Origin of the sequence: Micromonospora sp. WMMD1102 (assembly GCF_029626265.1) — a bacterium.
Lineage (GTDB): Bacteria > Actinomycetota > Actinomycetes > Mycobacteriales > Micromonosporaceae > Plantactinospora.
The window spans coordinates 1,652,912-1,673,327 of sequence record NZ_JARUBN010000001.1; the positions used below are offsets into that span (position 1 = coordinate 1,652,912).

A 20,416-nucleotide genomic window follows, 5' to 3' on the forward strand; every position below is an offset into this window, starting at 1 on the left:
ACCGGAACGAGGTGCTGCTCCGACTACAATAGGTAGTCAAGGCTCGTCTATTTCGGCGGATATGGTCACAGACCGGTAACTTAGCCGCTCTCGGCCCGGTGTGCCCGGCACCATCGTGGGTGAGGCCGTTACACCCAGACACCAGGGGTGATCCGGCCCGACGGGGGATGCCCGAGGTGAGACCGGCATCCAGCCACGAACGATTACGGCGAGGAGGCGGCAATGATCGAGCTGTGGAACTGGAGGACGGAGAGGCGCGTCGCCGCCTCGGAGATCCGCCGCGCGCTTGCCGACGCGCTCGACGTACCGGTGCTGCCGTTCGGCGGGGTCGACCCGGCTCGGGTGCCGTCCGGCGCGCTGCTTGTCGACGTCTGGCACCGTCGCGGGGACTTTCCGACCTCCGTCGACTGCTACGGGGTGCCGGCAGGGCTGCCGGAGGTGGGCGCCGTCGCGGCGTTCGCCCGGCGGCTGGGCCGGGCCTGCCTGCTGCCGGACGACACCCTCGACGCCGGACGGCACCTGCTGGTGGCGGCGGACGGCACGATACGACCGGTGCACCACGACGTGCGGGAGGACGAGGACGGCGAAGTCCTCTCCGAGCAGCGGCTCTGCACCGTGCTCAGCCCGCGCTGCCGGGGCTGGTCGCCCTGCCAGCGGTCGCGTTGGACCCCGGACTCGGTGATCCCGGCCCTCGCCGCCGCCTGACCGCCGACCGGGTCGCCCGGTCGTTAGCCTGCGGCCCGCTCGGTCGGCGTCGGTCGGCCGGGGCCGCCCTTCACCACGAGCTGGTCGAGCAGGGTCCGGGTCGCCTCGGCCACCGTGGCCACCGCGGCGTCGAAGGCCGCCGCGTTGTGCGCGGCCGGGGCCCGGAACCCGGAGATCTTGCGGACGTACTGCAACGCCGCCGCCTCGATGTCCGTCTCGGTGACGACCTCGGCGTACGGCTGGCGAAGGGTCTTGATGCTCCGGCACATGGCGCTACCTTCCCGTCGGGGCAGGGGTGGACGTCCCGGGGGGATCGGGCTTCCCGGGTCCTGCGGATACTCTGTCACTGTCATGACTACCGCAACCCTCGGCAGCCCGCGCACCTATCAGGTGCGCACCTACGGCTGCCAGATGAACGTGCACGACTCCGAGCGGATCTCCGGACTGCTGGAGCAGGCCGGCTACGTGCGTGCCGCCGACTCCGACGATCCGGACGTCGTGGTCTTCAACACCTGTGCGGTACGTGAGAACGCCGACAACCGGCTCTACGGCAATCTCGGGCACCTGCGTCCGGTCAAGGACAAGCACCCCGGCATGCAGATCGCGGTCGGCGGCTGTCTGGCGCAGAAGGACCGGGGCGAGATCGTCCGCCGGGCGCCCTGGGTGGATGTGGTCTTCGGCACCCACAACATCGGCTCGCTGCCGGTGCTGCTGGAGCGGGCCCGGCACAACACCGCCGCCGAGGTGGAGATCCTGGAGTCGCTGGAGGTCTTCCCCTCCACGTTGCCGACCCGGCGCGAGTCGACGTACGCCGGCTGGGTGTCGATCTCGGTGGGCTGCAACAACACCTGCACCTTCTGCATCGTGCCGGCCCTGCGTGGCCGGGAGAAGGACCGCCGCCCCGGCGACATCCTGGCCGAGGTAGGCGCCCTGGTCGCCGAGGGTGTGCTGGAGGTCACCCTGCTCGGCCAGAACGTGAACTCGTACGGCGTGGAGTTCGGCGACCGGCTCGCGTTCGGCAAGCTGCTCCGGGCCACCGGCGAGATCGACGGGCTGGAGCGGGTCCGGTTCACCAGCCCGCACCCGAAGGACTTCACCGACGACGTGATCGCGGCGATGGCCGAGACGCCGAACGTCTGCCACTCGCTGCACATGCCGTTGCAGTCCGGCTCGGACGACGTGCTCCGGGCGATGCGTCGGTCGTACCGGGCGGACCGCTATCTCGGGATCATCGAAAAGGTCCGGGCGGCGATGCCGGACGCGGCGATCACCACGGACATCATCGTCGGTTTCCCCGGCGAGACCGAGGCCGACTTCGAACGCACCCTGGACGTGGTCCGGGCGGCGCGGTTCGCCTCGGCGTTCACCTTCCAGTACTCCAAGCGTCCCGGCACCCCGGCCGCGACCATGCCGGACCAGTTGCCCAAGCAGGTCGTCCAGGAGCGCTACGAGCGGCTGGTCAGCTGCGTCGAGGAGATCACCTGGGCGGAGAACGGGAAGCTCGTCGGCAGCCCGGTCGAGGTGCTGGTCGCGGTCGGCGAGGGCCGCAAGGACGAGCGCACCGGACGGCTCTCCGGGCGGGCCCGGGACGGCCGGCTGGTGCACTTCGCCGCCGGCTCGTACGAGGGGAAGATCCGGCCCGGCGACATCGTGCACACCACGGTCAGCTACGCGGCCCCGCACCACCTGAACGCCGACGGGGAGCCGCTGGCCCACCGGCGTACCCGGGCCGGGGACGCGGCCGAGGCGGGCCGGGCAACACGTACCGGTGGGGTCTCGCTCGGCCTGCCCGCCATCGGCGTGCCGCCGCCGCTGCCCACCGCCGCCGCCTGCAACGGCTGAGTGCTGCCGGGGCAGGGCCACCGCCGCCCGCTGACGGGCGACGGCGGCCCTTCCGGTCCGGGTGTCAGAGGCCGGTCCGGGTGTCAGAGGCCGATGCGACCGGTGCCGGCACCGCTGGTGACGATCGACTTCACGCTGCTGGCGCTGTCGAGCTGGTACGAGTACGGGATGCCGGCCACGCTGCCGCCGGTCTGCCCGCCGCCGGAGTTGACGAAGTGGTTGTTCCGGGCGACCAGGCTGCCCGGCCCCGAGTCGCCCTCACCGAGGTGGTACGGGTCGTCGGTGTTCTCGAAGTAGTTGCCCTCGACGAGTACCCCGGCTCCTTCGGTGGAGGCGACACCGTAGCCGCCGATGTTGTTGTAGTAGTTGTTGTAGACGTGCACCGGGTTGCCGAACCGGACCCGGGGGTGCCGCTGGTTGGACCCGTCGAACCAGTTGTGGTGGTAGCTGACCCGCAGGTGGCCGCGGTCCTGGCTGGCGTTGTCGTCGCTGTGTCCGAGCAGCATCGACTTGTCGTGGCCGTAGACCCGGTTCCAGGAGACGGTGACGAAGTCGGAGCCGCGCTTGATGTCCACGGCACCGTCGTACCCGCTGGTGAAGCTGTTGTGGTCGATCCAGATGTTCGTCGCCGACTCCTGGACGTTTATCGCGTCGTCGTCCCAGCCCCGGAAGTTGAGGTTGCGGATGATGACGTTGCGGTCGCCGTTGATGTTGAGCCCGCAGCCGGAGATGGTGGCGCCGGAGCCGACCCCGACGATCGTCTTGTTGGAGCGGACCCGGAGCATTCCGGAGCAGGAGATGGTGCCGGAGACCCGGATCACCGCCGCGCTGCTGGAGCCGACCGCGCTGGTCAGCGCCGACGCGCTGGTCACCGTCGTGGCCGCGGCGTTGCCGCCGCCGGAGGTGCCGCCGTTCTGGGTGGCCCAGCCGACCAGCCCGGTCTGCGGCGGCAGCGTCGGGCCGGTGGTCGGCGGGGTGGTCGGGTCGGTCGGCGGCCGGGTGGTCGCGGTCGGCCCGGGGGTCCCCGGGTTGGTGCCGCCGGTGCAGGCCACGCCGTTGACGGTGAAGCTGGTCGGCGCCGGGTTGCTGGAGCCCGAGTAGCTGCCGTTGAACCCGAACGACACGCTGGCGTTGGTGGCGACACTGCCGTTGTAGTCGACGTTCGTCGCGGTGACCTGGCTCCCGCTCTGCGTCACGTTCGCGCTCCACGCCTGGGTCACCGCCTGCCCGGCCGAATACGACCAGCGCAGGGTCCAGCCGTTGAGCGGGTCGCCGAGGTTGGTGATCGTGACGTTGCCGTTGAAGCCACCCGGCCACTGTGAGCCGACCGAGTAGCTGACCGAACAACCGACCGCGGCGTAGGCGGATACGGCGGTTATGACGCCTGCTCCGGCGAGCGCGGCAGTGGTGGCGGCAGTGCTGAGGATCAGCGCCGTCCGGCGCCGTCGTACGAGCATCGTGCTCTCCTTCTCGTTCGGACGCACGCGCGTTGGACCGGTCACCTCGGGTGCCGTGCCCTGCGGCGCCCGGTGGCCGGCCGACCCGCGCCGCGGTTCCAAGCCGTGTTCGAGACGATGGCTCCCACGCCTACGCTGCCCCCGTACGGCCTGGTTCTGGTCGCGTCCGGAGGCAAGCGCTTTCCTCAAGATGGAATCACGGTCTTCGATGGTTGTAAATGGCCGGACGGCCGGAACGGACCGGCCACCCGGTACGTACCGGGTGGCCGGAGCGCGGCGGTCAGCTGTGCTGTCCTGAGAGGACCGTCAGCGGTCTGGTCCCGCGAGGAGGGTCAGCTGGCCTGTTCGGCCAGTTCCAGGAACCGGCGCTTGGCGACGAGGGCCTGCTCGGCCTCCCGGATCCGCTTCGCGTCACCGGCTGCCTGGGCCCGGGCCAGCCGCTGCTCGGCCTCGGCGACCTGGTCGCGCATCTGCGCGAGCAGCGGGTTGGCCGACGGCTCGGTACGCCGCCACGCCGAGTCCATCGCCTGGCGGACCTTCTCGTCCACCGCGCGCAGCCGGCGGTCCAGGTTGGCCGCCGCGTCCCGGGGCACCCGACCCGCCTCGTGCCACTGCCCCTGGATCTCCCGCAGCTTCGCCTGGGCACCACGCGGATCGCCGTCGACGTCGAGTGCCTCGGCCTCGGCGAGCAGAGCCTGCTTGCGATCGAGGTTGCCGCGCTGCTCCGCGTCCCGGGCCGAGAAGACCTCGCTACGCCTGGAGAAGAAGCTGTCCTGAGCGCCTCGGAACCGTTCCCAGAGCCGCTCCTCGGCCTCCTTCGAGGCACGCGGCGCGGCCTTCCACTCGGCCATCAGCTCCCGCAGCCGGTTGGCGGTGGCGGCCCAGTCCGTCGAGTCGGCCAGCGACTCGGCCTCGACCACCAGCTCCTCCTTTGCCGCCTGAGCCTGCTTGCGCTGGGCGTCCAGGGTGGCGAAGTGCGCCCCACGGCGCCGGGTGAAGCCGTCCCGGGCGGCCGCGAACCGCTTCCACAGCTCGCCGTCGGTCTTCTTGTCGACCCCCCGGATGGTCTTCCACTCCTCCAGGATCTCCTTGAGCCGGTCGCCCGCGGTCTTCCACCCGGTGGACTCCGCGGCCAGCTTCTCGGCCTCCTCGACCAGACCGGTCTTCCTGGCCACCGCCTCGGCCCGGGCGGTCTCCCGGGCCGCCCGCGCCTCGCCGGCCTTTCCCTCGGCGAGGGTGGCCAGCCGGTCCAGCCGGGTGGCGAGCGCGTCGATGTCACCGACCACGTGCGCGTCGGCGAGGGAGGCCCGCAGCCGCCGGATGGTGGCGAGCGATCCGGACGGGTCCGCCGCTCCCGAGTTGAGTCGGGCCTCGGTCAGGTCGACCTCGGTGACCAGGTCGGCGAAGCGGCGGGCGAAGTGGGCCAGACCCTCCTCCGGCGCACCGGCCTGCCAGGAACCGACCATCCGCTCACCCTCGGCCGTCTTGACGTAGACGTTCCCGTCCGCATCCACCCGTCCAAAGGCAGTCCAGTCACTCATGAGCCCATCCTCGTTCTCCCGGCGCTGCCGGGGATGGGGGTCCCCGGCGGTCGCCGCCACGGCGCAGCGAAGTTCCTCCCGGCATTGTCACAGGTCCAACCCCGTCCGCGTCGAGCGCCTATCGTCGACCGTGACCATACGGTGTCCTAGAGCGCACCCGGATCGTCCACCCCGCGGGTGTAAGGTTCGCTCCCCGCTACGGTGGGGGCGTGCCACTGGTCGCCGCCGCAGTCTGCCCGCATCCTCCGTTGCTCGTTCCGGAACTTGCCGCCGCCGCGGCCGGTGAGCTGGATGATCTCCGTACGGCCTGTGCCGAGGCGGTCGGCCGGATGCTGGCGGCCGGGCCGGACGTCGTCGTCCTGGTGGGAGCGGGGAAGCGGAGCGACCGCTACGGGCCCGGCGACTCCGGCACCCTGCGGCCGTACGGGCTGGACCGGGAAGTACGGCTGGCGCCCGGCGGGGCCCGGACCGGCCGGGCCGAGTTGCCGCTCAGTCTGCTGGTCGGTGCCTGGCTGCTGGACCGGGCGGGTGCGACCGGGGCGCGCCGGGGATACGGCGTCGCCGCCGACGCCACCGTCGAGCAGTGCCGGCGGATCGGTGCCGAGCTCGTCGAGAATCCGGCCGAGCGGGTCGCGTTGCTGGTGTCGGGGGACGGGTCGGCCTGCCGGGGCGAGCGGTCCCCGGGGTACGACGACCCGCGCGCCCGGCCCTACGACGACCGGACAGCCGCGGCACTGCGGGATGCGGACTGTCCCGCCCTGCTCGGTCTGGAGCCGGAACTCGCGACCCGGCTGCTGGTCGCCGGCCGGGCACCCTGGCAGGTGCTCGCCGCCGCGGCCGTCGGCAGCGGGACACCCTGGCACGGCGACCTCACCTACTATGCCGCGCCCTACGGGGTCAGCTACTTCGTGGCGACCTGGCTGCCGTCGACGCCGGATGGAGCGTCGGCATGACCGGGCATGGCCGGGTCGTCGCCGTCGTCGGCCCCACCGCCACCGGCAAGTCCGGGCTGAGCGTCGCGCTGGCCGAGGCGCTCGGTGGCGAAGTGGTCAACGCCGACTCGATGCAGCTCTACCTGGGGATGGACGTCGGCACCGCCAAGCTGACCCCGGCCGAGCGGGCCGGGATACCACACCACCTGCTGGACATCTGGGCGGTGACCGAGCCGGCCAGCGTGGCGGCGTACCAGGCGTTGGCCCGGGCGGCGGTCGACGACATCCTGGCCCGGGGACGGGTACCGCTGCTGGTCGGCGGCTCGGGACTCTACGTCCGGGCGGTGCTCGACGAGTTCGAGTTCCCCGGAACGGACCCGCTGGTCCGGGCCCGGCTGGAGGCGGAACTCGCCGAGTCCGGGCCGGCTCCGCTGTACGCCCGGCTGCGGGTCGCCGATCCGACGGCGGCGGAGAACATCCTGCCCGGCAACGGGCGGCGGATCGTGCGGGCGCTGGAGGTGATCGAGCTGACCGGCGCGCCGTTCACCGCCGCGCTGCCGCACCCGACGCCGTACTACGGCGACGCGGTGCAGCTCGGGGTGGACCGGGAGACGGCCGAGCTGGACGAGCGGATCGCCGTACGGGTGGACCGGATGTGGGCCGACGGTCTGGTCGACGAGACCCGGGCGCTGGTGGAACAGGGCCTGCGGGAGGGCCGGACCGCCAGCCGGGCGCTCGGCTACCAGCAGGTGCTCCGGCTGCTCGACGGTGAGATCTCCGAGTCGGAGGCGCGGGCCGACACGGTCCGGGCGACCCGGCGCTTCGTCCGGCGGCAGCGCTCCTGGTTCCGCCGCGACCGACGGATCCACTGGTTGGACGGTGCCCGGGACGACCTGGTCGAGGCAGCCCTGGCGCTCCTCGCCACCCCGCCGTCATCCGCCGCTTCGCCGTCACCGGCCCACCCGCCGTCACCGGCCCACCCGCCGTCACCGGCCCACCCGCCGTCACCGGCCGATCCGGCGTCACCCGCCGACCCGGCCGTGCCGGCCGATCCGGCTTCCCCTGCCGACCCGTCCTCGCCGGCCGGGTCGCCGGGCCCGGGTCCGGCGGTGACGAACCGGTGACGAGCGGGACGGAAGGGATGGATGGGGCGGAAGTGGTGGCCGGACCCGCTGGTCCGACGGCGGCGGGCGAGGGTGCCCGGCGGGGCCGGCGGGCGCTCGGGGATGATGGACGGGTGCGGTTCACCAAGGGCCACGGCACCGGTAACGACTTCGTGCTCCTGCCCGACCCAGACAGCCAGCTCGACCTGACCCCGTCGATCGTCGCGGCGCTCTGCGACCGCCGTCGCGGCATCGGCGCGGACGGGGTACTGCGGGTCGTCCGGGCGGCGAAGCACCCGGACGCGGTCGGGTACGCCGACGCGGCCGAGTGGTTCATGGACTACTGGAACGCCGACGGCTCCGTCGCGGAGATGTGCGGCAACGGGGTACGGGTCTTCACCAGGTACCTGATCTCGAACGGGCTGGCCGAGCCGGTCGACGGCGGCCTGCCGATCGCCACCCGGGCCGGAGTGGTCCGTGCCGAGGTGGCGGCCGGGGAGATCGCGGTGGATCTCGGGGCGCCTCGGATCACCGGGGGTGCCGTGGCGACGCTCGGTGGCCTGACCCTGGCGGGTACGGCGGTGGACTGCGGAAACCCGCACCTGGTCTGCGTACTGCCGGCCAGCATCGAGCTGGGCGGGCTCGACCTGACCCGTTCACCCGGCTTCGACCCGGCGGCCTTCCCGAGCGGCGTGAACGTCGAGTTCGTCGCCCCGGCCGAGCCGGTCGACGGCGCCGATCTGCACGTGCGGATGCGGGTGTACGAGCGCGGCTCGGCCGAGACGCTCTCCTGCGGCTCCGGCGCCTGCGCGGTGGCGGCGGTGGCGCTGCGCGACGCCGGGCGTACCGGTGGAGTGGTGGCGGTGGACGTGCCCGGCGGCCGGCTCACGGTGACCGTGGGCGACGAGAGCTGCTGGCTGGCCGGCCCGGCCGTGCTGGTCGCGCACGGCGAGGTCGAGCTGGCCACGTTGGCCGCCTGAGCGTTCCCGCGTCGACCAGGCCCGCGTTCCCGGACTTCAGGATTGTGGCGCCGGTGGGGTCCACAGGGGAGTTTCCGCCCCGCCCGGGACGCCTCGTCCAGTGGGCGACACGCCTTGCTGGTCAGCTCGACAGCGGGCTGGCCGGGGCGGCGGCCTCGGCGGCGATCTCGGGAAGGTCGGCCGGTCCGGGGTCCGCGGCCGGCGGAGGCGTCGGGTGCTGTGCGGCGGCCCGCACCGCGGCGGCCACCGCCGGTGCCACCCGGGCGTCGAAGACACTCGGCACGATGACCGTCGGGTTGATCTTCTCAGCCCCCACCACGTCCGCGATGGCCCGGGCGGCGGCGATCGCCATCTCCTCGGTGAACTCCTCGGCGTGCGCGTCCAGCATGCCGCGGAACACGCCCGGGAAGGCGAGTACGTTGTTGATCTGGTTGGGCTGGTCGGACCGGCCGGTGGCGACCACCGCCGCGTGCCGGCGCGCCTCCCGGGGGTCCACCTCCGGGTCCGGGTTGGCCAGCGCGAAGACGATCGAGCCGGCGGCCATCCCGGCGATGTCGTCGCCGGTGAGCAGGTTGGGGGCGCTCACCCCGATGAAGACGTCCGCGCCGTTCAGGGCGGCCTTGAGGTCACCGGAGAAGCCGTCCCGGTTGGTGTTCTCGGCGAGCCACTGCCAGGCCGGGTTCAGCCCGTCCAGGCCGCGGTGCAGGGCGCCCTGGCGGTCGTACGCGATGATGTCGCCGACGCCCTGCCGGAGCAGCAGCTTCATGATCGCCGTACCGGCGGCGCCGGCACCGGAGACGACCACCCGGACGTCCGCGAGCTTCTTGCCGACCACCCGCAGCGCGTTGGTGAGCGCGGCCAGCACCACGATCGCCGTGCCGTGCTGGTCGTCGTGGAAGACCGGGATGTCGAGCATCTCGCGCAACCGGTTCTCGATCTCGAAGCAGCGCGGCGCGGCGATGTCCTCCAGGTTGATCCCGCCGTACTGCGGTGCGATCGCCCGGACGATCGAGACGATCTCGTCGGGGTCCTGGGTGTCCAGCACCACCGGCCAGGCGTCCACCCCGCCGAACCGCTTGAAGAGCGCGGCCTTGCCCTCCATCACCGGAAGTGCGGCGGCCGGACCGATGTTGCCGAGTCCCAGTACGGCCGAGCCGTCCGTAACCACCGCCACGGTGTTCCGCTTGATGGTGAGCCGCCGCGCGTCGGCGGGATTCTCCGCGATGGCCAGGCAGACCCGCGCCACACCCGGGGTGTACGCCCGGGACAGCTCGTCCCGGTTCCGTAGCGCCACCTTCGGGGAGACCTCGATCTTGCCGCCGAGGTGCAGCAGGAAGGTGCGGTCGGAGACCTTCCGGACGTCCACCCCGTCCAGCGCGGTCAGGGCCTTCACCACCTGGTCGGCATGAGTGGCGTCGGCGGTGTCGCAGGTGAGGTCCACGACCACCGTGGTGGGGTCGGAGTCGACCACGTCGAGTGCGGTGACGATCGCGCCGGCCTCGCCGACACAGGTGGTCAGCCGGCCGATGGCCGAGGCGTCCGCCGTTACGCTGATCCGGATGGTGATCGAGAATCCGGCACTCGGCAGTCGGGTGATCGCCACGTGGTCCTCCGTCGTCCTACCGCGGCCTCGCTGCCGCCGTAACATTCTCGCCCGCGGGCCGGATCGTCCGTCGGCCGGCCGACGCCCGGCGAGTCCGCACCACACTAGATGATTGGGTCCGAGGGCCGGGCAGGTGCTCGGTGCGGGGAGTGCCCGCTGTGCCGAACGGTCGCCGTCGCCTGCTGTCCGCGCACCCGCACAGCGGGCGTGCCGACCGTGTGCTGTCCGGCCCACCCGCTGATCGCGGCGGGGCCTCGGGCGGTTCCGCACCGAGGCGCCCGCGCGAACCGTGGGCGGGAACCGGCAAGATGTGTTGATGTCCGAGGTATCGAGACCGGTCGCGCAGGTGCGTCAGCGGGCCCGGCTGCTCGTCGAGTCCGGCCGGTACGACGAGGCCGAGCGCCAGATCCGGGCCGGGCTGGCCGCCGCACCCGACGACCCGGAGCTGCTGGTCCTGCTCGCGTACCTGCTCCGGATGTGCGGGCGGTACGCGGAGTCCCTCGCCGTCTGCGCCGCCACCGTGGCAGTCGCGCCCAATTACCCCGACACCTACGTCGAACGGGCCGAGTGCCTGCTCGCGCTTCGCCGGGGCGAGGCAGCGGTGCGGGCCGCCACCGAGGGGGTCCGACTCGATCCGCAGGAACCCCGGAGCTACCGGACCCTGGCCCGTGCGCTCGCCTTCGAGAAGGCGTACGACCGGGCGCGGGAGGCGGTTCAGCGGGCGTTGGCGGATGACCCGGACTCGGTCTTCTCGCTGCTGACCCTGGCCACCGTGGAACGGGCTGCCCCCGACCAGGCCGCGGCGGAGGCGGCGGTCCGGGCTGCGTTGCGACGCGATCCGGACAACGTCGAGGGCCGCCGCCTGCTCGCGCTCCTGCACGCCGACCGGGGGCGGGTCGACGGCTTCATGCGTACCGTCACAGCCCTCGCCGCCGACGATCCGGCCGGCACCGGGCCGCTGGCCATGATCTGGCCGGTGCGCCGGGCGCTTGCCGGGCCCAGCCTGTGGTTGGTCGCCGGCGCCAGCCTGCTGGCCGTGGCCGCTCCGCTCACAGCCGAGGCGCTGCCGGTCCCGGCCACTGTCCCGGTTCGGGTGGTCGCCGCGCTGGTCGTCGTGGTCCCCGTCGCCTTCTGGATCCGGCTGCTGCGCCACGGCGGGCGCACGCCGTGGCGGTGCCTGCCGCTGGTGTCCCCACTGCTGCGCGGGGCACTCGGCCTGGGCCTGCTCACCTCGCTCGGAATGGTCGGGTTGCTCGTCGGGTACGCCGCCACCGGTTGGTGGCCGGGATCGCTGCTCGCGCTGGCTCTCGTTCCGGTTCTGGTGGGTTGCCTGCTGGCGGAGCATGTCGGCGCGAACGCCGTCGATCCCAGCCTGCGCGTCCTCGGCCGCTGGGTGGCCGCCTGCGTGGCGGCGTTCTGGCGGTGGGCGGGCGACCGTCGCCGCGAGTCACGGGCCGCCCGGCGGAAGCCGGGTATATAGCGGGTGCGTCTCGGGAGCGCGCGTGTAACGATTGATTGCGACCAGCGCGCAGAGCGTGACCAATGCGACGAACGTCGCCGACACGCAGTGGCGGGGACGGACCCGACAACTTCCGACCGGCTGGGCCGACCACCGGAAGGCGACAGCCGGACGGCGAGCGGACGGGCTGACCGGGCTGGATGGGCAGGACGAGATCAGGAGGAACGGCTTGCGAGACCAGGAAAGCTTCGTTCGGCTGGCGGACGAGGACCTTGACGCCATCGTCATCGATGGCGACGACGTCACCACCGGCGAGCTGGAGCTGGAGGACCGCCAGGCACTCCGCCGGGTGGCGGGCCTCTCCACCGAGCTCGCCGACGTCACCGAGGTCGAATACCGGCAGCTCCGGCTGGAGCGGGTGGTCCTGGTCGGCGTCTGGACGGAAGGCTCGGTGACCGAGGCGGAGAACTCCCTCGCCGAGTTGGCCGCGCTCGCCGAGACCGCCGGTTCGCAGGTGCTGGAGGGCCTGATCCAGCGGCGCAACCGGCCCGACCCGGCCACTTACATCGGCCGGGGCAAGGTCGACGACCTCGGCTCGGTGGTGCTCGCCTCCGGCGCCGACACCGTGATCTGCGACGGCGAGCTGTCCCCGTCCCAGCTGCGCAACCTGGAGCAGCGCACCAAGGTCAAGGTCGTCGACCGGACCGCGCTGATCCTCGACATCTTCGCCCAGCACGCCAAGAGCCGGGAGGGTAAGGCCCAGGTCGAGCTGGCCCAGCTCGAATACCTGCTGCCCCGGCTGCGCGGTTGGGGTGAGAGCCTCTCCCGGCAGGCCGGTGGTAGCGGCCGTGGTGGCGGCGCCGGTGGTGGGGTGGGGCTGCGTGGTCCCGGTGAGACCAAGCTGGAGACCGACCGGCGGCGGATCCGGATCCGGATCTCCCGGCTCCGCCGCGAGATCAAGAACATGCGGACGGCCCGGATCACCAAGCGGGCCCGGCGGGCCCGCAACGGCGTGCCGGCGGTGGCCATCGCCGGCTACACCAACGCGGGCAAGTCCAGCCTGCTCAACCGGCTGACAAATGCCGGGGTACTTGTCGAGGACGCCCTCTTCGCCACGCTGGACCCGACGACCCGCCGGGCGTACGCGGCCGACGGGCGGATCTACACCCTGGCTGACACGGTCGGCTTCGTCCGGCACCTGCCGCACCAGATCGTCGAGGCGTTCCGCTCCACGCTCGAGGAGGTGGCCGACGCCGATCTCGTCGTGCACGTGGTGGACGGGGCGCACCCCGACCCGGAGGAGCAGGTCCGGGCGGTACGCGAGGTCCTTGCCGAGGTCGGCGCCGACAAGCTCCCCGAGCTGCTGGTGGTCAACAAGACCGACGCGGCGGACGAGGAGACCCTGCTCCGGCTGAAGCGGGCGTGGCCGGAGGCGGTCTTCGTCTCGGCGCGTACGGGTGGCGGTGTCGAGGACGTCCGGGCGGCCATCGAGGCCCGGCTGCCCCGCCCCGCGGTCGAGGTACGCGCGGTGCTGCCGTACGACCGGGGTGATCTGGTGGCCCGGGTGCACCGCCGGGGCGAGGTGCTCGGCACCGCGCACCTGCCGGAGGGGACGAAACTGCACGTACGGGTGGACGAGGCGCTCGCCGCGGAGTTGGCCCCGTACGGGGAGGTAGTGGCATGACCCTTCGTAGCCTTGGCTGGTGACGGAGCGTCGATCACGCCGCCTCCCCGGTTGGCGGCCTCCGCATGCGACACTGGGCGGATGCGGCGAGTCCTCTCCATGGTGCTGGTTGCCTCCGGCCTGCTCGGGCTGACCCTTGGCCTGCTCGGAGCCAGCCTCGGGTTCGGAGCTGTCGCGGCCTCCGCCGCTGCCGGCAAGAAGGTCTGCACGATCACCGACGAGCGGATGACGGAACTCTCCGGCATGATCGCTACGTCGAGTGGTTACGTGCTGGTCAACGACGGGAGCGAGGACGCCTCCCGGGAGCGGGTCTTCCTGCTGGACAACAAGTGCAAGCTGAAGAAGGCCGTCCAGTTCGCGAGTAATCCGCGCGACCCGGAGGATCTCGCGCTCTCGGCGGACGGCAAGACCGTCTGGATCGCCGACACGGGTGACAACGATTCCGAGCGGCGCTCCAGCGTCGTGCTCTGGAGCATGCCGGTCAGCGGTGCGTCCAAGCCCGTCCTGCACCGGCTCACCTTTCCCGGGAACAAGCGGCATGACGCGGAGGCGCTGCTGATCGGCGCCGACGACGTACCGTTGATCATCACCAAGACGACCGGCAAGGCGGAGATCTTCAAGCCGAGCGCGGCCCTGGAGAAGAACAACGACGAGGGTGTGCCGCTGACGAAGGCGGGTGAGATCAGCCTGCCCAAGTCCACCACCGCCAACCCGTTCGGCGGGGCGGGCCGGGTGACCGTCACCGGCGGGGCCAGTTCGCCGGACGGCGGGCGGGTGGTGCTGCGTACGTACGCGGACGCCTTCGAGTGGGACGTCCAGGGTGACGACCTGGTCAAGACCCTGACCACCGGGAAGCCCCGGATGACCGCCCTGGCCGACCCGTTCGGCGAGGCCATCGCCTACACCGCGGACGGCAAGAGTTTCCTGACCGTCTCCGACGTCGCCTCGCTGAACGACGAGGAGGCGGAGGTGACGGTGCTGAGCTACACCCCGGCGAAGGAGTTGGCGGCGGCAGCCGGCGGATCCGAGGCCGACACCAAGAAGTCGGCGGGTTCCTGGACCAGCTCATTGACCCTTGACGACATCACCTACCTCATCGCGGCGGTGGGGGTGCTCGGAGCCCTGCTGGTCGGGCTCGGCATCTTCGGGATCGTCCGGGCCCGCAAGCGGCCGAGGGACGACGGTCTGGGTGCCGTCGGGCCGGGCGGTGACGACCTCGACCCGCGGGCGGGTCGGGACCGGGCGCCGGGTGGCGACCGGGAGCAGTCCGGTGGCCGGCGATCGGACTACGACGACGACTCGAACTGGGGGCCGGCGCGCTCCGGCGGGTACGACGACGGCTACCGTTCGGACCGTCCGGCCGACGACTACGAGCCGGCCGGCCGGGGCAGGTCCTCGGGCGGCGGCGGTGTCTACGGCGGAAAGCCGGCCGGCGGTGGTGTCTACGGCGGCGCGAAGCCGGCCGGCGACGGTGGTGGGTACGGCGGCAGCGGCGGACGCCCCCAGGGTGGCGGTGGCCGTCCGCAGGGTGCCGGCGGTGGCCGCCCGCAGGGTGCCGGCGGTGGCCGCCCGCAGCAGGGTGCCGGCGGCCGTGCACAGGGCGGCGGGGGTGGTGGCCGCCCGCAGGGCGGTGGCGGACGCTCCCAGGGCGGTGGCCGTGCCCCGGGCGGTGGCGTCTACGGCGGCAGTGGCGGCGCCCCGGCCGGTCGCCCCCGGGCCGGTGGTGGCGGCGGTGGCGGTGTCTACGGCGGCCAGCCCTCGGGCGGCACCTACGGCAACGGCAACGGCCGGGGTGGTCGCCCCGGCCCGGACGACCAGTGGAGCGACCAGCCGCGCAGCGGTCAGGGCGCCGGGCCGCGTGGTGGAGCACCTCGGGGTGGCCAGTACGGCCAGCCTCGGCAGCGCTCCGGCAGGCCCCCGGACGACCACGACTACCGCTGACCGACTGACCCCGGGGGCTACGAACCGGCCCGTCTCGATGGAGGGACTCGCCGGTCAGATTCGGCGGAGGACCGCCACCACCCGGCCCATGATGGTGGCGCTGTCGCCGGGGATCGGGTCGAAGGCCGAGTTGGCCGGCATCAGCCAGACGTGCCCGTCCCGACGGCGGTAGGTCTTGACCGTCGCCTCGCCGTCCAGCATCGCCGCGACGATCTCGCCCGAGTTCGCGGTCGGCTGTTGGCGGACGACCACCCAGTCGCCGTCGCAGATCGCCGCGTCGAGCATCGAGTCGCCCTTGACCTGGAGCATGAAGACCTCGCCCTCGCCGACCAGTTCCCGGGGCAGCGGGAAGATGTCCTCGACGGCCTGCTCGGCGAGGATCGGGCCACCGGCGGCGATCTGACCGAGCAGCGGCACGTAGGCCGGGGTGGGGCGCTGGGCGCGGGCGGTCTCGTCGTCGATCAGCTCGCTCGGCGGGCGCACGTCGACGGCGCGCGGCCGGTTCGGGTCACGCCGGAGGAAGCCCTTCCGCTCCAGCTCCTTGAGCTGGTAGGCCACGCTCGACGGAGAGACCAGGCCGACCGCCTCGCCGATCTCCCGCACGCTCGGCGGATAGCCGTAGCGCTCCACCCAGTCGCGGATGAACTCGAGGATGCGCCGCTGCCGGGCGGTGAGGTCCGCCGAGACCAGGTCGGGGAAGGCGCTCACCACCGGAGTGACCGCACGCAGGGCCGGGCCGCCGTCCCGGCTGCGCGGCGTGGCCGTACGTCGGCTGGCCCGGCTGCCCGGTGCGCCGCTTTTCTGGGGCTTCTGCCGGCTCGTCCGGTCGTCGGTCGACACGTCGTCCTCCTGGTGGCGGTGGGTGCCTTGGCGGCTCGTGGTGCGTCGTAGGCTCGGCACCGGTGCCGCGTGCCACGCGGTCCCGGGGTCGATGTTCAAAACCGTATAGGTGAGATCACATAGTTTCAAACATCTGTACGACATTCCGCGCGGCGTGTCGCTTCCGCCGGCTCGACATCGAACGCCTGTTCTGATAAACCATCGTACGTCCGTTCGTTCGAACTTATGTTCGATCTTGGAGGTCACGATGGGTTCGACGGGGTACCCGAGGGCTTCCCGGGGCGCCGGCCGGTTGCGGCTGACCCGCCGGGGGCGAGTGGTCGTGACAGTGCTCCTGCTGCTTCTCGTGGCGGGGCTGGCGGCGGTCCTCTCGCCCGCCTCCCGGGCGGCCGACCCGGCCCGGCCGGCGGAGACCGCCGTGGTGCTGCCGGGCGACACTCTCTGGTCGGTGGCCGAGCGGCACCGACCCGGCCAGCGGCCGTTCGCGGTGATCGACGAGATCCGCCGGCTCAACGGGCTGGAGGACCACACGGTGCACGCCGGTCAGCGGTTGATCCTGCCGGCGGAGCGGTAACCGATCCTCGGCACCGCGGTTGGAAGATTTGCGGGGCGCGCCACGCCCTGTTCAACTTGACCTCGGCTGCTCGGCGACATACCGTCGACCCCTAGATGTAGTAGTAACATGGGTGTAAGTCGCCTAGAAGTTGGGGTTCCACTACCCACAGCTCTCAGGTCCACCCGACATCGCGGGCGCCACGACTGTGGCCGGACCGCCGGTGCCGGCTGCCTGTGGGCGGGTCGCCGCGCGCTGGGCGGCGGTGGGCGCGGTGGTTCTCCGGCGGGGTGGTTCCGGCGGTGCGAAGGAGGTCGGCGATGCGGTGTCCGTACTGCCGGCACGCCGACTCGCGGGTGGTCGACTCGCGGGAGGCCGACGACGGTCAGCTGATCCGGCGCCGGCGGGCCTGCCCGGAGTGTGGCAAGCGGTTCACCACGGTCGAGGAGGCCGTGCTGGCTGTGGTCAAGCGGAGCGGTGTCACCGAGCCGTTCAGCCGGACGAAGATCATCGGCGGGGTGCGCAAGGCGTGCCAGGGCCGTCCCGTCGACGACGACGCGATCGCCCTGCTGGCCCAGCGGGTGGAGGAGACCGTCCGGGCCAAGGGCGCGGCCGAACTCCCGAGTCACGACGTGGGGCTGGCCATCCTGGGCCCACTGCGCGAGCTGGACGAGGTTGCCTACCTGCGCTTCGCCAGCGTGTACCGGTCGTTCGAGTCGTTGGACGACTTCGAGCGGGAGATCGACTCGCTGCGGACGGCGGCGGTGGCTCGGAGCCGGCCGGTGCAGGACGGTGGCGGGGCCGTCCAGCCGGCGGGCCAGGGCCAGTCGGTCGACTAGTTCTTTCGGGTAAAGATCAGCAGAGCCGTACGGCGGGAAGAGTCGTGCGTGCGTGAGGGGGCGGATGAGATGTCGGGGGAAGGTGTGACAGCGAGCAGGTCACGTGGTCGGGCGACGTCGGCGGCGGCCGGCCTGAAGGTCGAGCGCGTCTGGACGACCGAGGGAGTGCACCCGTACGACGAGGTGGTCTGGGAGCGCCGGGACGTCGTCATGACGAACTGGCGGGACGGCTCGATCAACTTCGAGCAGCGGGGCGTCGAGTTCCCGGAGTCGTGGAGCGTCAACGCGGCCAACATCGTCACCACCAAATACTTCCGGGGTGCGGTCGGCACGCCGGAGCGGGAGTGGTCGCTCAAGCAGCTCATCGACCGGGTGGTGCAGACGTACCGGGCGGCGGGGGAGCAGCACGGCTACTTCGCCAGCCCGGCCGACGCGGAGGTCTTCGCGCACGAGCTGACCTGGATGCTGCTGCACCAGGTGTTCAGCTTCAACTCGCCGGTCTGGTTCAACGTCGGAACGGCGTCGCCCCAGCAGGTCAGTGCCTGTCAGCCCTACGACTCGCTGGTGAGTACCCCCGGCGGCCTGGTGCCGATCGGCCGGCTCGTCGAGGAGAACGCGGTCGGCACGAAGGTCTACGACGCCCACGGGCTGACCAGGATCCTCGCGGTCAAGGCCAACGGCGTGAAGGACGTGTTGCGGCTACACACCAAGGCCGGCTACACGCTTGATGTCACCGCCGACCACCTGGTCTGGAAGTCGACGGGTGAGGAGAGCGGTCAGTTCGTGCCCGCAGGCACGCTCGTCGCCGGCGACGAGCTCCAGTGGCACCGCCGGGACGCCCACGGCGAGGACGAGATCCAGCTGCGGGAGATCGCCGAGGCGGCGCTGGCCGGATGGATGCAGTCGGACGGCTTCGTGGGGCAGTACCCGCATGGCACGAACCGATCGCTGACCATCGAGGCCATCACGGTGAACGACTACGAGCTCGACTGGGTGGTGACCGCCATCGACGAAGTGTTCCCGGGAGCACACCGACACGAGCGCGAGGTCGCGACCCAGGACGAGAACCTGGACTGCCGGCGTACCCGCCTCTACGGCGAGCACCTGCGGCCCTTCGTGGACAAGTGGGGCCTGCTGAACCGGGGAACCGCGATGGAGGTGCCGGCCGCCCTCTTCGCGGCACCGCTGCCGGTGGTCGCCGCGTACCTGAAGAGCATCTTCCAGGCCGAGGGGTATGTCTCGGCGCGGGAAAGCTCCACCCGGGTGGCGGTCGACATGGTGTCCGAGAAGCTGGTCCGTGGCCTGCAACGGCTGTTGCTGCGCTTCGGGATCTTCTCCCGGGTCTCCTACAAGGCCGATAAGCGGGAAGATCGTCTCGGTTGCTGGTCGCTGGGGATCCAGAACGACGGCGACCGGCAGATCTTCGCCGACGAGATCGGGTTCGTCGATGTCTGGAAGTCGGACCGGCTGGAGCAGGGGTTCGGCAAGCCGGGTCGGGCCGCGAAGCCGACCAAGCGGTTGCAGATCGACCGGATCGAGCGCCTCGGCCCGATGGAGGTCTACGACATCCAGACCGAGTCGGGGGAGTACCTTTCCGACAACCTCCGCGTGCACAACTGTTTCATCCTTGCTGTCGATGATTCGATGGACTCGATCCTCGACTGGTACAAGGAAGAGGGGCTGATCTTCAAGGGCGGCTCCGGTTCCGGGGTGAACCTCTCCCGGATCCGCTCGTCCAAGGAGCTGCTCTCCAGCGGCGGCACCGCCTCCGGCCCGGTCAGCTTCATGCGCGGCGCGGACGCCAGCGCCGGCACCATCAAGTCCGGCGGGGCGACCCGGCGGGCCGCCAAGATGGTCATCCTGGACGTCGACCACCCGGACGTCGAGGAGTTCGTACTCACCAAGGCACGCGAGGAGCACAAGATCCGTGCGCTGCGGGACGCCGGCTTCGACATGGACCTCGGCGGCTCCGACATCGTCAGCGTGCAGTACCAGAACGCCAACAACTCGGTCCGGGTCTCCGACGAGTTCATGCGGGCGGTCCAGGACAGCGGCAAGTTCGACCTGCGCGGCCGGCTGGACGGCGCGGTGATCGAGACCATCGACGCCAAGGGCCTGTTCCGGACCATCTCCCAGGCAGCCTGGGAGTGCGCCGACCCCGGCCTGCAGTACGACGACACCATCAACGACTGGCACACCTGCCCGGAGACCGGCCGGATCACCGCCTCCAACCCCTGCTCGGAGTACCTGCACCTGGACAACTCCTCGTGCAACCTCGCCTCGCTGAACCTGATGAAGTTCCTCCGCGCCGACGGCGGGTTCGAGGTCGCCAAGTTCGTCCGGTCGGTCGAGCTGGTCATCACCGCGATGGACATCTCGATCTGCTTCGCCGACTTCCCGACCGAGAAGATCGGCGAGACCACCCGGGCATACCGGCAGCTCGGCATCGGGTACGCCAACCTCGGCGCGCTGCTGATGGCGACCGGCCACCCGTACGACTCGGAGAGCGGACGGTCGGTGGCCGCCGCGATCACCTCGCTGATGACCGGCACCGCCTACCGTCGCTCGGCCGAGCTGGCCGGCGTGGTCGGCTCCTACGACGGGTACGCCCGCAACGCCGAGCCGCACAAGCGGGTGATGCGCAAGCACGCCGCCGCGAACGACGCGATCAAGCCGACCGGCGCGGTCGCCACCGAGATCGTCCGGGAGGCCACCAGGCAGTGGACCCAGGGCAACAAGGTCGGCGACAAGCACGGCTGGCGCAACGCCCAGGCGAGCGTGCTGGCGCCCACCGGATGCCTGACCCCGGACACGCTTGTCACGACCGACCGTGGCCTGACGCGGCTCGGCGAGATCGGCGACGTCTACGGCGATCGCTGGCAGGACCTGGACATGCGGGTCTCCACCGACGAGGGTGCCCGCAGGGCCACCAAGTTC

At 71.8% G+C, this 20,416-nt stretch carries 14 protein-coding genes and 4 pseudogenes; 13 read left to right on the plus strand and 5 right to left on the minus strand.

Annotated features, from left to right (window positions below):
* The first annotated feature begins 222 nt into the window (after positions 1-222).
* Entirely contained in the window at positions 223-705 is a 483-nt protein-coding gene (locus O7626_RS07540) for a hypothetical protein (protein WP_278060432.1), read from the plus strand.
* A 23-nt stretch (positions 706-728) separates the two neighbouring features.
* Here the strand turns inward: O7626_RS07540 and O7626_RS07545 are convergent, their stop codons facing one another.
* The gene (locus O7626_RS07545; RefSeq protein WP_278060433.1) at positions 729-974 is read right to left on the minus strand and encodes a DUF2277 family protein; all 246 of its coding nucleotides are present in this window, start codon (positions 972-974) and stop codon (positions 729-731) included.
* 82 nt (positions 975-1,056) lie between these two features.
* On the opposite strand from O7626_RS07545, the gene miaB reads away from it, so the two are divergent.
* Positions 1,057-2,547, plus strand: a complete 1,491-nt coding sequence (gene miaB / locus O7626_RS07550; protein WP_278060434.1) for a tRNA (N6-isopentenyl adenosine(37)-C2)-methylthiotransferase MiaB — start codon at positions 1,057-1,059, stop codon at positions 2,545-2,547.
* A gap of 83 nt (positions 2,548-2,630) precedes the next feature.
* Here miaB and O7626_RS07555 read toward each other — a convergent pair whose 3' ends face one another.
* A complete protein-coding gene (locus tag O7626_RS07555; protein ID WP_278060435.1) occupies positions 2,631-4,004 on the minus strand; it encodes a cellulose binding domain-containing protein in 1,374 nt (457 codons plus the stop codon).
* Positions 4,005-4,336: 332 nt separating this feature from the next.
* On the minus strand, positions 4,337-5,545 hold the full coding sequence (locus O7626_RS07560) for a DUF349 domain-containing protein (RefSeq protein ID WP_278060436.1): 1,209 nt from the start codon (positions 5,543-5,545) through the stop codon (positions 4,337-4,339).
* 209 nt (positions 5,546-5,754) lie between these two features.
* On the opposite strand from O7626_RS07560, the gene O7626_RS07565 reads away from it, so the two are divergent.
* The 3 genes and pseudogenes from O7626_RS07565 (at position 5,755) to dapF (ending at position 8,560) form a co-directional block, all read left to right on the plus strand.
* Positions 5,755-6,498: a class III extradiol dioxygenase subunit B-like domain-containing protein gene (locus O7626_RS07565; protein ID WP_278060437.1), complete on the plus strand. Its 744-nt coding sequence runs from the start codon at positions 5,755-5,757 to the stop codon at positions 6,496-6,498.
* Positions 6,495-7,397 (plus strand): annotated as a pseudogene (miaA, locus tag O7626_RS07570) (tRNA (adenosine(37)-N6)-dimethylallyltransferase MiaA); the annotation flags it as partial. The gene O7626_RS07565 and the pseudogene miaA, both read left to right, overlap by 4 nt.
* A gap of 317 nt (positions 7,398-7,714) precedes the next feature.
* Positions 7,715-8,560 carry a diaminopimelate epimerase gene (gene dapF, locus O7626_RS07575; protein ID WP_278060438.1) on the plus strand — a complete coding sequence of 282 codons (846 nt, stop codon included), beginning with the start codon at positions 7,715-7,717 and terminating at the stop codon, positions 8,558-8,560.
* 121 nt (positions 8,561-8,681) lie between these two features.
* Here the strand turns inward: dapF and O7626_RS07580 are convergent, their stop codons facing one another.
* Positions 8,682-10,163 carry an NAD-dependent malic enzyme gene (locus O7626_RS07580; RefSeq protein WP_278060439.1) on the minus strand — a complete coding sequence of 494 codons (1,482 nt, stop codon included), beginning with the start codon at positions 10,161-10,163 and terminating at the stop codon, positions 8,682-8,684.
* A gap of 316 nt (positions 10,164-10,479) precedes the next feature.
* Between O7626_RS07580 and O7626_RS07585 the strand changes: the two genes are divergently transcribed.
* The 3 genes from O7626_RS07585 (at position 10,480) to O7626_RS07595 (ending at position 15,247) form a co-directional block, all read left to right on the plus strand.
* On the plus strand, positions 10,480-11,643 hold the full coding sequence (locus tag O7626_RS07585; protein WP_278060440.1) for a tetratricopeptide repeat protein: 1,164 nt from the start codon (positions 10,480-10,482) through the stop codon (positions 11,641-11,643).
* A 235-nt stretch (positions 11,644-11,878) separates the two neighbouring features.
* Positions 11,879-13,306 (plus strand): GTPase HflX, encoded by a 1,428-nt coding sequence (gene hflX, locus O7626_RS07590; protein WP_278066091.1) that lies wholly within the window; start codon positions 11,879-11,881, stop codon positions 13,304-13,306.
* A gap of 81 nt (positions 13,307-13,387) precedes the next feature.
* Positions 13,388-15,247, plus strand: coding sequence for a hypothetical protein (locus O7626_RS07595; RefSeq protein WP_278060441.1), 1,860 nt, complete (start codon positions 13,388-13,390; stop codon positions 15,245-15,247).
* A gap of 54 nt (positions 15,248-15,301) precedes the next feature.
* On the opposite strand, the gene lexA is transcribed toward O7626_RS07595, so the two are convergent.
* Positions 15,302-16,087: a transcriptional repressor LexA gene (gene lexA / locus O7626_RS07600; RefSeq protein WP_278060442.1), complete on the minus strand. Its 786-nt coding sequence runs from the start codon at positions 16,085-16,087 to the stop codon at positions 15,302-15,304.
* Positions 16,088-16,409: 322 nt separating this feature from the next.
* Between lexA and O7626_RS07605 the strand changes: the two genes are divergently transcribed.
* From O7626_RS07605 to O7626_RS41450, 5 genes and pseudogenes are all read left to right on the plus strand, one after another.
* The gene (locus O7626_RS07605; RefSeq protein ID WP_278060443.1) at positions 16,410-16,661 is read left to right on the plus strand and encodes a LysM peptidoglycan-binding domain-containing protein; all 252 of its coding nucleotides are present in this window, start codon (positions 16,410-16,412) and stop codon (positions 16,659-16,661) included.
* A 299-nt stretch (positions 16,662-16,960) separates the two neighbouring features.
* Entirely contained in the window at positions 16,961-17,479 is a 519-nt protein-coding gene (nrdR, locus tag O7626_RS07610; protein ID WP_278060444.1) for a transcriptional regulator NrdR, read from the plus strand.
* A gap of 69 nt (positions 17,480-17,548) precedes the next feature.
* A pseudogene (locus tag O7626_RS41440) lies at positions 17,549-18,025 on the plus strand (vitamin B12-dependent ribonucleotide reductase); the annotation flags it as partial.
* A gap of 9 nt (positions 18,026-18,034) precedes the next feature.
* A pseudogene (locus tag O7626_RS41445) lies at positions 18,035-18,907 on the plus strand (LAGLIDADG family homing endonuclease); the annotation flags it as partial.
* 189 nt (positions 18,908-19,096) lie between these two features.
* Positions 19,097-20,275: pseudogene (locus tag O7626_RS41450) on the plus strand (adenosylcobalamin-dependent ribonucleoside-diphosphate reductase); the annotation flags it as partial.
* Positions 20,276-20,416 lie beyond the last annotated feature (141 nt).

What these genes read in the sequence shown, in the direction of transcription:
- O7626_RS07540 (WP_278060432.1), top strand. Translation starts at nt 223, where the DNA reads ATGATCGAGCTGTGGAACTGGAGGACGGAGAGGCGCGTCGCCGCCTCG.
- O7626_RS07545 (WP_278060433.1), bottom strand. Translation starts at nt 974, where the DNA reads ATGTGCCGGAGCATCAAGACCCTTCGCCAGCCGTACGCCGAGGTCGTC.
- miaB (WP_278060434.1), top strand. Translation starts at nt 1,057, where the DNA reads ATGACTACCGCAACCCTCGGCAGCCCGCGCACCTATCAGGTGCGCACC.
- O7626_RS07555 (WP_278060435.1), bottom strand. Translation starts at nt 4,004, where the DNA reads ATGCTCGTACGACGGCGCCGGACGGCGCTGATCCTCAGCACTGCCGCC.
- O7626_RS07560 (WP_278060436.1), bottom strand. Translation starts at nt 5,545, where the DNA reads ATGAGTGACTGGACTGCCTTTGGACGGGTGGATGCGGACGGGAACGTC.
- O7626_RS07585 (WP_278060440.1), top strand. Translation starts at nt 10,480, where the DNA reads ATGTCCGAGGTATCGAGACCGGTCGCGCAGGTGCGTCAGCGGGCCCGG.
- O7626_RS07595 (WP_278060441.1), top strand. Translation starts at nt 13,388, where the DNA reads ATGCGGCGAGTCCTCTCCATGGTGCTGGTTGCCTCCGGCCTGCTCGGG.
- nrdR (WP_278060444.1), top strand. Translation starts at nt 16,961, where the DNA reads ATGCGGTGTCCGTACTGCCGGCACGCCGACTCGCGGGTGGTCGACTCG.